The organism is Nicoliella lavandulae (assembly GCF_037546185.1).
GTDB classification, from domain to species: domain Bacteria; phylum Bacillota; class Bacilli; order Lactobacillales; family Lactobacillaceae; genus Nicoliella; species Nicoliella lavandulae.
This window is the reverse complement of sequence record NZ_JAWMWH010000001.1, coordinates 534595-551354: the sequence shown is the minus strand read 5'-3', so window position 1 is coordinate 551354 and position 16760 is coordinate 534595. Positions and strand designations below refer to the sequence as shown.

The 16760-nt window shown below is 41.6% G+C and carries 7 protein-coding genes, 2 tRNA genes and 3 rRNA genes; 6 read left to right on the top strand and 6 right to left on the bottom strand.

All coding sequences use genetic code 11. The features are described 5' to 3' along the window. Nucleotides 1-49: 49 nt before the first annotated feature. Both gnd and R4146_RS02525 read left to right on the top strand, forming a co-directional pair. Nucleotides 50-1474, top strand: a complete 1425-nt coding sequence (gene gnd, locus R4146_RS02530; RefSeq protein WP_339959877.1) for an NADP-dependent phosphogluconate dehydrogenase — start codon at nt 50-52, stop codon at nt 1472-1474. Between the two features lie 166 nt (nt 1475-1640). Continuing rightward, on the top strand, nt 1641-3185 hold the full coding sequence (locus R4146_RS02525) for a multicopper oxidase family protein (protein WP_339959876.1): 1545 nt from the start codon (nt 1641-1643) through the stop codon (nt 3183-3185). 613 nt (nt 3186-3798) lie between these two features. Here R4146_RS02525 and R4146_RS02520 read toward each other — a convergent pair. The 6 genes from R4146_RS02520 to R4146_RS02495 all read right to left on the bottom strand — a co-directional run bounded on the left by R4146_RS02520 (nt 3799) and on the right by R4146_RS02495 (nt 10336). After that, on the bottom strand, nt 3799-5073 hold the full coding sequence (locus tag R4146_RS02520) for a dicarboxylate/amino acid:cation symporter (protein WP_339959875.1): 1275 nt from the start codon (nt 5071-5073) through the stop codon (nt 3799-3801). A gap of 145 nt (nt 5074-5218) precedes the next feature. After that, nucleotides 5219-5335, bottom strand: a 5S ribosomal RNA gene (rrf, locus tag R4146_RS02515). Between the two features lie 71 nt (nt 5336-5406). Then, nucleotides 5407-8321, bottom strand: a 23S ribosomal RNA gene (locus R4146_RS02510). Nucleotides 8322-8493: 172 nt separating this feature from the next. Next, nucleotides 8494-8566 (bottom strand) — tRNA-Ala (locus tag R4146_RS02505). 33 nt (nt 8567-8599) lie between these two features. Then, a tRNA-Ile gene (locus R4146_RS02500) sits at nt 8600-8673 on the bottom strand. Between the two features lie 87 nt (nt 8674-8760). Further along, nucleotides 8761-10336 (bottom strand): 16S ribosomal RNA (locus R4146_RS02495). The 16S, 23S and 5S rRNA genes sit together here with 2 tRNA genes alongside, the layout of an rRNA operon. Nucleotides 10337-10798: 462 nt before the next feature. Here R4146_RS02495 and R4146_RS02490 point away from each other — a divergent pair. The 4 genes from R4146_RS02490 (at nt 10799) to R4146_RS02475 (ending at nt 16753) form a co-directional block, all read left to right on the top strand. Continuing rightward, nucleotides 10799-11968, top strand: coding sequence for an acetyl-CoA C-acetyltransferase (locus tag R4146_RS02490; protein ID WP_339959874.1), 1170 nt, complete (start codon nt 10799-10801; stop codon nt 11966-11968). 124 nt (nt 11969-12092) lie between these two features. After that, complete coding sequence (locus R4146_RS02485; RefSeq protein ID WP_339959873.1) at nt 12093-13631, top strand: Ppx/GppA phosphatase family protein; 1539 nt, start codon at nt 12093-12095, stop codon at nt 13629-13631. Then, complete coding sequence (locus R4146_RS02480) at nt 13619-15763, top strand: RNA degradosome polyphosphate kinase (protein WP_339960641.1); 2145 nt, start codon at nt 13619-13621, stop codon at nt 15761-15763. Before R4146_RS02485 ends, R4146_RS02480 begins: the two co-directional genes overlap by 13 nt. Nucleotides 15764-15766: 3 nt before the next feature. Next, nucleotides 15767-16753 carry a Ppx/GppA phosphatase family protein gene (locus tag R4146_RS02475; RefSeq protein WP_339959872.1) on the top strand — a complete coding sequence of 329 codons (987 nt, stop codon included), beginning with the start codon at nt 15767-15769 and terminating at the stop codon, nt 16751-16753. Nucleotides 16754-16760: the final 7 nt, after the last annotated feature.

Genomic DNA, 16760 nt, shown 5'->3' with positions numbered 1-16760 from the left:
GTATGAATGTACTATTAGATTACTCTTTTATAAAGGAAGGTTTATTTCAATGGCTGATCAAAAAGCAAATATTGGTGTTGTTGGGATGGCTGTTATGGGTAAAAACCTTGCCCTTAACATTGAAAGCCGCGGCTACACTGTAGGTATCTACAACCGTACTGCAGAAAAAACAGAAACTGTTATGAAGGATCACAGTGACAAGAAGTTAGTTCCAAGTTACTCTGTAGAAGACTTCGTTAAATCACTTGAAACTCCTCGTCGGATTCTTATCATGGTTAAAGCTGGTAAGGCTACTGACGCTGTTATCGATGAATTATTACCATTGCTTGACAAGGGTGATGTTTTAATTGATGGTGGTAACACTAACTTCCACGATACTATGGCTCGTAACGCTCGTTTAGACAAGTCCGGTATTAACTTTATCGGTATGGGTGTTTCTGGTGGTGAACTTGGTGCATTACACGGTCCATCATTAATGCCTGGTGGTCAAAAGTCAGCTTATGACTTAGTTGCCCCAATCTTAGAAAAGATTGCTGCTAAGGCTGAAGATGGCAAGCCATGTGTTGCTTACATCGGACCTAACGGTGCTGGTCACTACGTAAAGATGGTTCATAACGGTATTGAATACGGTGATGAACAATTAATCGATGAAAGTTACGACATTTTACGTCGGGTTGCTGGAATCGATGTTGATGAACTTTCCAACATCTTTAAGGAATGGAACAAGGGTGAACTTAACAGTTACTTAATCGATATCACTGGTGATATCTTAAGCCGTAAGGATGACCTTGGTTCAGGTAAGCCTATCGTTGACTTAATCTTAGATGAAGGTGCTAACAAGGGTACTGGTAAGTGGAGTTCAGAAGATGCATTAGCTCTTGGTGTTCCACAATCAGTTATTACTGAATCAGTTTATGCTCGTTTCATCTCCATGCTTAAGGATGAAAGAGTTGCTGCTTCTAAGGTATTACCTAAGCCATCACTTACTGTTGACTTCGACAAGAAAGAACTTGTTGAAAAGGTACGTGAAGCCCTATACTTTGGTAAGGTTATGAGTTACGCACAAGGTTTCGAACAATTACGTTTCGCTTCCGAAGAATACGACTGGGACCTTAAGTTTGGTCAATTAGCTCAAATCTGGCGTGAAGGTTGTATCATTCGTGCACAATTCTTACAAAACATTACTGATGCCTTTGAAAAGGATCCTAAGTTAACTAACTTATTATTAGACCCTTACTTCACTGACATTGCTAAGAAGTACCAAGATTCTGCTCGTGAAGTTGTTGCCCTTGCTACTAAGGTTGGTATTCCAGTACCTACCCTTTCAGCTGCAATCGCATACTACGATTCATACAGAACTGAAGTTCTTCCAGCTAACTTGTTACAAGCTCAACGTGACTACTTCGGTGCTCACACTTACAAGCGTGTTGACCGTCCAGGTACTTTCCATTACCCATGGTACAAAGAACAATAAAATTAAACATTTAATTTTCAAGAAGAAACCATTTTTTGGTTTCTTCTTTTTTATAAACTAAATTTCTGCTAACCTAAATTTTTTATTAAATTATAAGCATTATAAGTTGATTATCATAATTAGTAGCGTATCATTAAAGTTGATAATAATCGAAAGGATGATCAAAATGAGTGAAAGACAACTATTTACTGATTATTTTTACAACCAAGAAGATTATGATACCCAAGATGGTGGCTACGTTCCGTTAGTCGCTCCTGACGTACCACAACAAAAATTAAACATTCCAGAAATTCTCGCTCCTGATAAGGAAACTGACACTGATATTTACTACACAGTTGTTTCAAGAACTGGTGAAGTCCAATTAATGCCTGGTCGTAAGACTAAAACTTGGGGATACAATGCGCCCCTCCTTGGTAAGACCATTATTTTTAAACGTGGTAAGCATATCCATATCACTTTAAAAAATGAATTACCAGAACTAACGACTTATCACTGGCATGGTTCAGTAATCCCAGGAGTTGCCGATGGTGGTTGTCACACTCCAGTTTATCCTGGCGAAACTAAGCATATTGATTTTGATATTGATCAACCAGCTGCTACCCTTTGGATGCACGCTCATCCATGTCCATCTACCGCTGAACAAGTTTGGCATGGGCTTGCAACCGCAGTCGTAGTTAAAGATGAAGAAGAAGCTAAATTACCATTACCACGTAACTATGGTGTCGATGATATTCCATTGATTCTTCAAGACCGTCGTTTCCATGAAGATAACCAATGGGATTATCAATCTGATTATGATCCTGATGGTGTAATGGGACCAACTGCAATGATTAACGGAACCATTAATCCTTATTTTGATGTTACGACCCAAAAGGTAAGATTTAGAATCTTAGATGGTGCTAACCGTCGTGAATGGCGTCTCCACTTTAGTGATGATTTAAAATTCACGCAAATTGCGGGTGATGGCAGCCTTCTTCCCCATCCAGTAGACTTCACCAAGTTGTTAATTGGATGTGCTGAAAGAATGGAAATTGTGGTTGATTTTGGCAAGTACAAGCCTGGTGATGAAGTCGTATTGTACTCAGACGATACGCCAATCGTTCATTTCAGAATTCATGAATTTGCTAAGGATGATTCTCAAATTCCAGAAACATTAACTGATACCCTACCAGATCCTGAAGTAACGCCAGATGCTCCAATCCGTAAGATTGTAATGTCTGGAATGGATGAATCAGTTGAAATTAACGGTAAGAAGTTCGATATGAGCAGAATTGATACCAAGACGAAGCTTAATAATGTTGAATATTGGGACGTTACTAACTCTAATGATATGGAAGGCGGTATGTTACATCCTTACCATATGCACGGTTGTGTATTTAAAGTTATTTCTCGTAACGGCAAGGCCCCTTACCCTAACGAACTAGGTCTAAAGGATACCGTTGAAGTTCAACCTGGTGAAACGGTTCGATTGAAAGTATGGTTCCCATGTGTTGGAGTCTTTATGTACCACTGCCACATCATTGAACACGAAGATGGTGGAATGATGCTTCAATACGAAGTTCCTGATCCTAAACATCCAGATGAACTTCCCCAACCATTAATGGATCATCACACATTAATGAGTGCCTTTGCTAAGGAACGTGGCGTAAAGATGGAAGATTTACATCTTGGTGGGATGGAATCATATCATAAAATGAACATGAAAATGTAATAATTGTTTGACAATCATTTAGAATTAGCATAAAATTTATAATGTATGGAACAGAAGAAGATAACATATCGGAGGTGGCAAAAATGACAGAATTAACATTTGATCCTGGAGCGACGAGTGAGTCGATGATGGGAAAATTGCAGTCATTTAGTAAATCACCAAGGAGTTTTCATGGTAGATAATTAATGACGACCGATTTTCCCGTAAAACTAATTATGAATTATTTTAATCTAATAAATCTTTTTCACTTTGAGAAAGTTGATACCAAGCAATCGTTGGTTAAAATAATTTTGAAGCGTGTAATATAGGAAAATTAGTTGTTGTTGATTATCTCGGTATCTTCAATTATTCCAGGTATTGACGTACTTATAATTGAAAAGGTAATCAAGTTGCTTATGATGCTTTACTTCGTGGGGAACCACTTGGGGAGGTACTGAACAACATTCTAATTATAATTAAGTCATATTTAAGTATAAATTCGACATTTAAATCTGATGATTAATGGCCATCATTGGCCCACTAAAATAGCGTTCTTAGTAATAGTTACTGAGGACGCTATTTTTATATAATAAAAACGCCTATGAATGTTATTATTCATAGACGTTTTTTTACTTTATTTTGAATTAGGTAAAAACTCTCTAACATATTGTCTTGATTGATCAGCATTAAATTCTTTTTCTGATTTACCAATAATTACCGTAGCTAATGAATTTCCAACCACGTTAACCGCAGTTCTACCCATATCAACAATCCGATCAATTCCGGCAATAAATGCGAGTCCAGTTACTGGAATTCCAACGGTTGAAACAGTTGCTAATAGTACCACAAATGATGCTCCTGGTACCCCAGCCATTCCTTTAGAAGTAATTACCAATACCAATAAGACCATTACCTGTTGACCAATTGATAGGTGAATATTGTAAGCTTGGGCTAAGAAAATCACGGCTAATGATTGATAAATTGCAGATCCATCTAAGTTAAATGTGTATCCGGTTGGAATTACAAATGACACAATTGATTTGCTAACCCCAAACCGTTGCATCTTATCAATCAAACGTGGCAATGTTGCTTCAGAACTAGCAGTTGAAAAAGCTAGCACAATTTCATCTTTAATTACCCATAATAAGTTCTTCAAACTGAATCCAAAGATTCTAGCAGCAATGCCCATAAAGACAATGATAAATACAACCATCGTTGCATATGCTAAGAATACAAAGTAACTAAGTGGCGCAAGTGCTCCCACTCCCATTTGAGCTAATGTAGCACCAATCAATGCACATACCCCGATTGGCGCTAAACTCATTACCCAATTGGTTACTTTAAACATTACTTCAGAAACTGCCGTTAGGAAATCAACGATGATCTTACCTCGTTCACCAATAGCGGCGGTTCCTAATCCAAAGAAGACTGAGAACACAATTACTGGCATCATATTACCATCACTTAGTGACTTGAAAATGTTTGTTGGGATTAAGTTCATAATAGTACCCCAACCACCACTTTCTTTTGCGGCATTAGCGGTAGAAACATACTTACTAATATCTTCACCCTTTAATGCATGAATATTAATAAAGTCACCAGGATGAGCTAAATTAGCAACTAATAACCCCAATGCAATTGCAATGGTAGTCATTACTTCGAAGTAAACAATGGTTTTTCCACCAATTCGTCCTAACTTCTTGATATCACCAATGCTAGCAATTCCAACAGTTAAACATGATAATACAATTGGTAACACAATCATTTGAATTAAATTAATGAACATAGTTCCAATATTAGACATTGCAGTAATCGCAGTTTTATTTTGATAGAATACGATTCCTAATATGATTCCTAATACCAGACCAATCATGATTTGCCAACCAATTGTTAACTTAAATCTTTTCATACTAATCCTCTTCTCATATTATGTATCCATTTGGATATTTATAAATGATTCATACTCCATTCTATCATAATTTAGCATGGTTATTCATCATTACTTACTTTTATATGCAAAAAGACCCTCGTATCAAATACGAAGGTCATTATTGGCGTGGCAACGTCCTATCCTCGCAGGGGGCGATCCCCCAACTACTTTTGGCGTACAGAAGCTTAACTGCTGTGTTCGACATGGGAACAGGTGTATCCTTCTGGCAATCATCACCACACTATTTAACTGTGAGAACTTCGTTCTCTCAAAACTAGATAATATTTTATTCTTCCGTGAGAACTACCTTACTTGGTTAAGTCCTCGACCGATTAGTATTGGTCCGCTCCATGCATCACTGCACTTCCACTTCCAACCTATTTACCTGATCATCTCTCAGGGGTCTTACTTCCATAAAGGAATGGGAAATCTCATCTCGAGGTGGGTTTCACACTTAGATGCTTTCAGCGTTTATCTCATCCATACATAGCTACCCAGCGATGCGCCTGGCGGCACAACTGGTACACCAGCGGTATGTCCACTCCGGTCCTCTCGTACTAAGAGCAGCTCCTCTCAAATTTCCTACGCCCGCGACGGATAGGGACCGAACTGTCTCACGACGTTCTGAACCCAGCTCGCGTACCGCTTTAATGGGCGAACAGCCCAACCCTTGGGACCAACTACAGCCCCAGGATGCGATGAGCCGACATCGAGGTGCCAAACCTCCCCGTCGATGTGAACTCTTGGGGGAGATAAGCCTGTTATCCCCAGGGTAGCTTTTATCCGTTGAGCGATGGCCCTTCCATACGGTACCACCGGATCACTAAGCCCGACTTTCGTCCCTGCTCGACCTGTATGTCTCGCAGTCAAGCTCCCTTCTGCCTTTACACTCGTCGAATGATTTCCAACCATTCTGAGGGAACCTTTGGGCGCCTCCGTTACTGTTTAGGAGGCGACCGCCCCAGTCAAACTGCCAACCAGACACTGTCTCCCACCACGATGAGTGGTGCGGGTTAGAGTGTTCATACAGCGAGGGTAGTATCCCACCAATGCCTCCATCGAAACTAGCGTTCCGACTTCTATGGCTCCTACCTATCCTGTACAAGCTATACAAACACCCAATATCAAGTTACAGTAAAGCTCCATGGGGTCTTTCCGTCCTGTCGCGGGTAACCTGCTTCTTCACAGGTATCTCAATTTCACCGAGTCTCTCGTTGAGACAGTGCTCAGATCGTTACGCCTTTCGTGCGGGTCGGAACTTACCCGACAAGGAATTTCGCTACCTTAGGACCGTTATAGTTACGGCCGCCGTTTACTGGGGCTTCGTTTCTGAGCTTCGCCGAAGCTAACTCATCCACTTAACCTTCCAGCACCGGGCAGGCGTCAGCCCCTATACTTCATCTTACGATTTTGCAGAAACCTGTGTTTTTGATAAACAGTCGCCTGAGCTTTTTCACTGCGGCTGCACATAGTGCAGCACCCCTTCTCCCGAAGTTACGGGGTCATTTTGCCGAGTTCCTTAACGAGAGTTCACTCGCTCACCTTAGGATACTCTCCTCGACTACCTGTGTCGGTTTGCGGTACGGGTAGTTAACTACTAACTAGAAACTTTTCTCGGTAGTGTGACGTCAACGACTTCCCTACTAAATTTCGGTCCTCATCACACCTTGTCAACCCGGTATTAAGCATTTGACTCAATACCTGACTTAGTGCTTGAACATCCATATCCAACAGGATGCTACGTTTAGCCTCCTACGTCCTTCCATCGTTCAAACATAGTTAACTAGTACAGGAATCTCAACCTGTTATCCATCGCCTACGCTTCTCAGCCTCGGCTTAGGTCCCGACTAACCCTGGGAGGACGAGCCTTCCCCAGGAAACCTTAGTCATTCGGTGGATCAGATTCTCACTGATCTTTCGCTACTCATACCGGCATTCTCACTTCTAAGCGCTCCACCAGTCCTTACGGTCTGACTTCATTGCCCTTAGAACGCTCTCCTATCACGTAACAAAGTTACGTCCACAATCTCGGTAATATGCTTAGCCCCGGTAAATTTTCGGCGCAGGATCACTCGACTAGTGAGCTATTACGCACTCTTTAAATGGTGGCTGCTTCTGAGCCAACATCCTAGTTGTCTATGCAACTCCACATCCTTTTCCACTCAGCATATATTTAGGGACCTTAATTGGTGGTCTGGGCTGTTCCCCTTTCGACGGTGGATCTTATCACTCATCGTCTGACTCCTGGATATAAATCAATGGCATTCGGAGTTTATCTGAATTCAGTAACCCAAGACGGGCCCCTCATCCAAACAGTGCTCTACCTCCATGATTCTCGACTCCAAGGCTAACCCTAAAGCTATTTCGGAGAGAACCAGCTATCTCCAAGTTCGTTTGGAATTTCACCGCTACCCACACCTCATCCCAGCACTTTTCAACGTACACGGGTTCGGCCCTCCGGTGTGTTTTACCACACTTTCAGCCTGGACATGGGTAGATCACCTGGTTTCGGGTCTATCACAACATACTAAAACGCCCTATTCAGACTCGCTTTCGCTACGGCTCCGATTTTTCGTCTTAACCTTGCATGTTATCATAACTCGCCGGTTCATTCTGCAAGAGGCACGCTATCACCCATTAACGGGCTCTAACTGCTTGTAGGCACATGGTTTCAGGAACTATTTCACTCCCCTTCCGGGGTGCTTTTCACCTTTCCCTCACGGTACTGGTTCACTATCGGTCACTAGGGAGTATTTAGCCTTGGGAGATGGTCCTCCCGGATTCCGGCAACGTTTCACGTGTATTGCCGTACTCAGGATCCTGAACTGAGGGGATTAGATTTCGTCTACAGGGCTATCACCTTGTGTCGCAGAACTTCCCAGATCTTTCGACTATCTAATCCTTTGGTAACTCAAATGTTCAGTCCTACAACCCCATCGAGTAAACTCAATGGTTTGGGCTGATCCCCGTTCGCTCGCCGCTACTGAGGGAATCGAATTTTCTTTCTCTTCCTGTGGGTACTTAGATGTTTCAGTTCCCCACGTCTGCCTCTTAATGAGTATGAATTCGTCATTAAGTAATAATCGATAAAGATTATTGGGTTTCCCCATTCGGAAATCTCCGGATCAAAGCTTACGTACAGCTCCCCGAAGCATATCGGCGTTAGTCCCGTCCTTCATCGGCTCCTAGTACCAAGGCATCCACCATGCGCCCTTAATAACTTAACCTATTACCACGAAGTGGTATTTGGTTAATTGAGTAAATACGAATAAACTATTTAAAAAACTCAAAATAACGCGGTGTTCTCGGTTGAAATTGTATTTAATACAATTCAATTTGGAAAAATTAAAATATTATCTAGTTTTCAAAGAACCAAGTATTATGACACTTACGTGTCAATGGAGAATAGCGGGATCGAACCGCTGACCTCCTGCTTGCAAAGCAGGTGCTCTCCCAGCTGAGCTAATTCCCCATACCATTTAAATCTAATCACTAAGATTAGCAATGGGCCTAAATGGACTCGAACCATCGACCTCACGCTTATCAGGCGTGCGCTCTCACCAACTGAGCTATAGGCCCAAAGAAGCGTGGTTCTATAGTTTGAGAAGTAGACCTCTCAAAACTAAACAAAACTATGACTGTATAAGGTTCCGAATTATTCCTTAGAAAGGAGGTGATCCAGCCGCAGGTTCTCCTACGGCTACCTTGTTACGACTTCACCCTAATCATCAGTCCTACCTTAGGCGGCTTGCTCCTCAAAAGAGGTTACTACACCGACTTTGGGTATTACTAACTCTCATGGTGTGACGGGCGGTGTGTACAAGACCCGGGAACGTATTCACCGTGGCATGCTGATCCACGATTACTAGTGATTCCAACTTCATGTAGGCGAGTTGCAGCCTACAATCCGAACTGAGAACGGCTTTAAGAGATTAGCTTAACCTCGCGGTTTTGCGACTCGTTGTACCGTCCATTGTAGCACGTGTGTAGCCCAGGCCATAAGGGGCATGATGATTTGACGTCGTCCCCACCTTCCTCCGGTTTGTCACCGGCAGTCTCACTAGAGTGCCCAACTTAATGCTGGCAACTAATAATAGGGGTTGCGCTCGTTGCGGGACTTAACCCAACATCTCACGACACGAGCTGACGACAACCATGCACCACCTGTCATCCTGTCCCCGAAGGGAACGGCTAATCTCTTAGCTTTGCAGGAGATGTCAAGGCCTGGTAAGGTTCTTCGCGTAGCATCGAATTAAACCACATGCTCCACCACTTGTGCGGGTCCCCGTCAATTCCTTTGAGTTTCAACCTTGCGGTCGTACTCCCCAGGCGGAATGCTTAATGCGTTAGCTGCGGCACTAAAGGGCGGAAACCCTCTAACACCTAGCATTCATCGTTTACGGCATGGACTACCAGGGTATCTAATCCTGTTTGCTACCCATGCTTTCGAGCCTCAGCGTCAGTTACAGACCAGACAGCCGCCTTCGCCACTGGTGTTCTTCCATATATCTACGCATTTCACCGCTACACATGGAGTTCCACTGTCCTCTTCTGCACTCAAGTTTCCCAGTTTCCGATGCACTTCTTCGGTTAAGCCGAAGGCTTTCACATCAGACTTAAGAAACCGCCTGCGCTCGCTTTACGCCCAATAAATCCGGACAACGTTTGCCACCTACGTATTACCGCGGCTGCTGGCACGTAGTTAGCCGTGACTTTCTGGTTAAATACCGTCACGATATGATCATTTCCTATCATACCCGTTCTTCTTTAACAACAGAGTTTTACGAGCCGAAACCCTTCTTCACTCACGCGGCGTTGCTCCATCAGACTTGCGTCCATTGTGGAAGATTCCCTACTGCTGCCTCCCGTAGGAGTATGGGCCGTGTCTCAGTCCCATTGTGGCCGATTACCCTCTCAGGTCGGCTACGTATCATTGCCTTGGTAGGCCATTACCCCACCAACAAGCTAATACGCCGCAGATCCATCCTAAAGTGATGCAAACGCATCTTTCAAACAAAAACCATGCGGTTTTTGTTGTTATGCGGTATTAGCACTTGTTTCCAAATGTTATCCCCCGCTTTAGGGCAAGTTATCTACGTGTTACTCACCAGTTCGCCACTCGTTTCGATGTTAAGTCAAGTTAATGCAAGCATCAACTATCATTAACGGAAACTCGTTCGACTTGCATGTATTAGGCACGCCGCCAACGTTCGTCCTGAGCCAGGATCAAACTCTCATCTTAAGATGAAAAGCTTAACTTAGCTCTTCTAATATTGTTACTTTTAAGCGAATTGACTTCGCATAAGATTTTGTCTTCATAATTAATTATGAAGTTCCTTACACATCTTTGTCATAATTTTGTTCAGTTTTCAAAGATCTACTTGAGTGTGTCGTTCGTAACGATAACTATTTAATAATAACAAATTGATAACTCAATGTCAACAACTTTTTAAAATTAAATTTTCGAAGCAACTTAAGTAACGCGTTTGCGTTTACCAAATTGACAACGATTAATATAATACCAACTACTTCAAAATAAGTCAACAACTTTTTTTAATTTATTTTGAAATGAACTGTAATTAAATTATTTTTACTATTATATTCTTCAAATTAACTTTTTGCAAACTTATTCTTGAATTTATATTTAACCATTCAAAATAAGGTATACTATAGAAATTAATTAACAATCAAAGGAGAATCTTTAATGGAAGAGATCGTTATTGCAAGTGCCACTAGAACCCCTATTGGAAAATTTGGTGGTGCTTTAAGTAAACTATCAGCTGTTGATTTAGGAACCATCGTTACTAAATCAGTGATCGAACAAGCCCACCTTGATCCAACTCAAATCGATCAAGTCATTTTCGGGAACGTATTATCGGCCGGCGCTGGACAAAACATCGCACGTCAAATTGAAATCAACGCAGGAATTCCAAATACAAATACTGCCTTCACCGTTAATCAAGTATGTGGATCCGGATTACGTGCCATTCGTTCCGGACAAGCAGCAATTGCGATGGGTGACGCTGAAATCGTAGTAGTGGGTGGAACAGAAAGTATGTCCAACGCTCCATTCATTAATCGTTCAATTCGCTTTGGTAATAAACTCGGTTCAGTTGAACTAGAAGATACCATCTTAGTTGATGCGCTCCAAGATGCATTTTCCAATCAACCAATGGGGCTTACTGCAGAAAACGTTGCTAATCAATTCAACATTACTCGTGAACAACAGGATCAATTTGCATTCCATTCATACGCTAAAGCAATTGACGCCCAGGACCAAAACTACTTTGATGATGAAATCACTCCCGTACCATTATCAGATGGATCAATGATGACTACCGATGAAAGCGTCCGTCGTGATACAACACTTGAAAAATTAAGTCGGCTCAGACCTGCTTTCAAAAAGGACGGCACCGTTACTGCTGGGAACGCGGCTAGTTTAAATGATGGTGCATCTGCATTAATTCTAATGACTAAATCCAAAGCCAATCAACTTGGGATTACGCCACTTGCTACCATTAAAGGATACCGTGAAGCAGGCATTGATCCAAACATGATGGGATACGCCCCTTACAAAGCCATCAAAGCTTTGACCGACCAATCCGGCATTCAGATTGATGACTTCGAACAAGTAGAACTAAACGAAGCGTTTGCCGCCCAAGCACTGCCAATCATCAATAACTTAAACATTGATATTAATCGAGTTAACTTAACGGGTGGTGCCATTGCCTTAGGACATCCCTTAGGTGATTCAGGATCTCGAATCGTAGTGACCCTAATCAACAATTTAAAACGAAACCATCAGCATCGTGGACTAGCTACATTGTGCATCGGTGGCGGAATGGGAATGGCCATGGACATCGAAGTTCAATAAAGAATTAAAACCACTTTGCCAAGTGGTTTTTTTGTCCCTTTTGTTGCTGTTAAGTCGACTTTTTGCATGGTAAAATTAAATTAGTAACAGTGCTTGGTAAATTTTTTGCGAGGTGATTATCTGCATGCCAATCAATAATAATTTTTCCGCCATAATTGTAATGGGAGCTCAAAATATCTATGTTCAAGTAATTGATATTGAACATTCAGAAATTGTTGAGAATACTCGTTACGATATTGACCTCGGGGAAGATGTCTTTTCAGAACGGGTCGTCCATAGTGACACCGTTAATGAAATTGCAATTGCCCTGGGCGTAATTCAAAACCTACTTGATGAATATCAAGTTAAAAACTACCAATTCTACGCCACTCATGCATTCCATGAAGCCAAGAATTCAGAATTCGTTCGTGAACAATTGGAAGAACGTAGTCATTTTGATATTAAATGGATTAGTCAAAGCCAAGAAGCGCTTTATCGCAATCTAGCGACTAATACTTATTTAAAAGACTTCGATAAAATCACCCAAAAGAACACCTTGTTAATTGATATTAGTTCAGGAAGTGTCGAACTGATTGCTTATAAACACGGTAAGTTCACTTCTTCTAGGACCTTAAAGTTAGGTCCGCTACGGGTGTATGAAGTAATGCGTGATATTAAGGAAACGGCGCCTAACTATGCTGCTATTTTACGCGATTATGTTGACAGTCGACTCGTTGACTTCATTCGACTCCTGCCAAATATTGAAGCAATTGAAAATGTCGTGCTAATGGGATCATCAGTATCCATTATCAAACCATTAATTAGTGATTTGCATAAAACACTAAAGATTTCAATTGATGAGTTCAATGACATCTTCAAAATGGTTAAAGCTAGCAACAATCAATTATTAACGAAGAAATATGACATCGATGAATCAGACGTGCCACAATTGCTACCATTAATGATGCTTTTAAGAGAACTATTGAAAAACTTTAGCATCAAACACATGTGGGTTTCAGACCTTAAGTTTATTGATGGTCTTAGCTATGACCTCATCGCAAGTAGCCATGGTAATGGGAAAGAGCAAATTCTAAATCGCCAGATTTTGATTTCTGCTAACAACCTTGCTAAGCAATACAAAGTCGAACCCAAGCACCAACAGTTCGTTGAACACTTTGGCTTACAACTATTTGATGACTTACAATACCTACATGGGCTAGGCAAACGGGATCGGTTATTACTAGAGATTGCGACCATCGTTGATGACGTGGGTTCGTTCATTAATAATCATAATCACTATGTTCACTCTGAATACATCATTAAGAACTCTGAAATATTAGGCCTTTCTGAATCTGAACTCCGCATGGTGGCAGCCATTTCTAGATATCACAGTCACAAAGCCACCTCATCGGCCTTAAAGCGGCTTGATAATCTAAGTCTCGATCGCCGAATGCGTATCATGAAACTAGCCTCGATTCTGCGCATTGCAGATGCACTCGATGCAAGCCGGAAGCAAAAGATCAAATCAATTGACGTGGATACCGATGACCCCACGCAAATTACGATTAATGCTACGGCAGACCAAGATATTTCGCTGGAAAAGAATAATTTCCTTCGTAAGGGTGCATTCTTTGAATCCGTATTTGGTGTAAAACCTAAATTGAAAGGAAGATTAAAACTATGAAGTTCGATAATCCAAAATACTTTAATAGTCGTGAACTAAGTTGGATTGACTTCGACTCACGGGTCCTAGAAGAAGCAAATGATAGTGGCAATCCACTATTAGAACGACTTCGGTTCCTCGGTATTACCCAAAGTAACCTTGACGAATTCTTCAACATCCGGGTTGCTTCACTCCATAAGATGGTCTCCGTCAACTATGAAAAACCAGATGCTGCTGGCTTAACGCCCGCCCAACAATTGGCAGGGGTTGCTAAAAAGGCCCACCAACTAGTTAATCATCAATATGACCTCTTGTTTGACAAGATTCTACCTAAGCTAAAGGACCAATCCATTAATCTGTTAAAGATCAATCAAGTTAACGACCAACAAATGGAATTCTTGGATGACTATTTTCACCAAAAGTTATATCCAGTGCTGACGCCCCTTGCTGTCGATGTTTCCAGACCATTTCCATTCATTGCAAATAACACGTTGAATATTGCATTGATCATTACTAAGCATGGTAATACGAGTCAAGAATCATTTGCAACGGTGCAAGTGCCAGAAGTATTTCCAAGAGTAATTAAGCTGCCGAACGCTGATAATGATTTCATCCTATTAGAAGAAGTTATCAAATACTTCATCGGCGAATTATTCGTGGGCTACACGGCACATGATATGGCATGTTTCAGAGTAACGCGGGACATGGATATCGAAGCTGACGAAGATACCTCTGATTTAATGCGTGAAATCAAGCATGAGTTAAGAGAACGGGAACGTGGACAAGTAATGCGGCTCGAAATTGAATCGGGGATGAACAATCAACTTCGCAACCGCTTAGTCGATGAATATAAATTAAATGACGATGCCTTATATGTGGTAAGGGGGCCAATTGACCTAACATTAGTTAATAAGCTAATTAAACAAGTGAGTGGTCATCAAGACTTATTATTCAAGAAGTTTACGCCATACCTACCTAAACCACTCCAGGATGAAACCATGTTCGAAGCCATTAGTAAGAGTGATGTTTTTGTGCACCATCCCTACGATTCCTTCGCTCCCGTGCTAAACTTCATCGATCAAGCAGCAAACGATCCAGATACGTTAGCCATTAAGATGACGCTATACCGAGTTTCACCTAATTCACCAATTATTAAATCATTGAAACGGGCTGCTCAAAACGGTAAACAAGTCACGGCATTGGTTGAATTAAAGGCTCGCTTCGATGAAGCTAATAACCTGCACTGGGCTGATGAATTGGAACGGGCTGGTTGTCACGTTATCTATGGATTAGTTGGTCTAAAGGTCCACTGTAAACTAACCCTAATCGTGAGAAAAGAAGCTGATGGAATCAAGCGTTACATGCACATGGGAACTGGTAATTATAACGACTTAACCGCCAAATTATATACAGATATGGGAATCTTCACTGATAACCAAGAAATGGGTGTGGATGCCACTAACATCTTTAATATGTTATCTGGATTTTCAGAACCACCTTACTTTAATGAGCTTACCATCTCACCATATGGAATTCGTAACCATTTAATGGAAAAAATAGATGAAGAAATTAAAAACGTGCAGGCTGGTAAAAAGGGATTCATTCAAATGAAGATGAATTCGCTTTCTGATACCGCAATGATTAAAAAGCTCTATGAAGCTAGTGCCGCTGGGGTTAAGATCAACCTAATCGTACGGGGCATTTGTAACCTTCGGGTTGGCATCAAGGGCGTTAGTGATAACATCACTGTCCACTCCATTGTTGGTCAATTACTTGAACACAGCCGGATCTATTACTTCTATGCGGATGGTGAAGAAAAGGTCTTCCTATCCAGTGCTGATTTAATGAAGCGGAATTTAAGCCGGCGGGTCGAACTCCTCTTCCCAGTTTTACAAAATGATATTCGTGAACACATTATTCACATCTTTAATATCATGTGGCGTGATAATGTAAAGACTCGTCAATTACACCCTGACGATACTTGGCATCACATCCACCATGAAAACAAGCAACGGCTAAATGCTCAATCATTCTTAATTGAACACCGAAAGAAAATTGCCGATAAGCTATTTAATCATGATTTTCCCAAGGTAAAGCCTAAGAAGGCTAATAAGTTTACACCGATTCGCAACCAGAACGAAAGGAAGCATTAATTTATGGAACATTACGCTGTAATTGATTTAGGATCTAACTCGGCTCGGCTTGCCGTAACTAAGATCATGGATGACGGAACTTTTGAAAACGTGGTTGAACGTAAAGAAGCCGTCCGCCTCTCTGAAAATATGGGGCCAGAAAAAGTCCTTAAACAACCAGCAATCGATCGGACGATCAATGCACTTAAGTCGTTTAAGGAGAACTTTGAAGACCTTCCAAACGTAACCGTAAAAGCAGTTGCCACGGCTGCCACTAGAATGGCGACCAACCAAAAAGATTTCTTAGCGGAAGTAAAGGCTGAAACCGGCATTGATTTAGAAGTGATTCCTGGAACAAAGGAAGCTTACTATGACTACCTAGGAGTCATTAATTCACTTCCCATCGTTAACGGAATCATCATGGATACCGGTGGCGCTAGTACTGAATTAATCTTGGTGCAAAATAAGCGGATCATCAACTTAATTAGTCTTCCGATTGGTTCCGTGACCCTATCCGAATCCGACGTCATTGAAGATCGCCCTTCTGCAGGTCAAATGTATAAGGTATTTGACCAATTAAATGAAATCTACAATAACATTTGGTGGCTATACCGGGGCACTAACCTACCCATCATTGGGTTAGGTGGTTCTAACCGGACGCTAGCTAAAATCAAGCGCCGAAACGATCCAGATCGAAAACATTGGGATGATATCCATGGATTCCACCTTAGTGCTCAAGAAGTTAAGGATATCTTCTTAAAGATCATTGACTCCACCCTAGAAGAACGTAAGAACATCCCCGGCCTTTCTAAAGAACGGGCTGACATTATCGTTGGTGGTCTGGCACCAGCAATGTCGCTTATCTGGCGCCTCAATTCTGACCGGATGATTTTTTCTAAACAAGGCCTCCGGTTCGGAGTCCTATACGAACACATTTCTGAGTTAAGAAACAATGGCAAATCAACTTCAATTAACTTGGAAAACTTCGAAGCCCCTGAATCTGATGAATAGGAAGTGA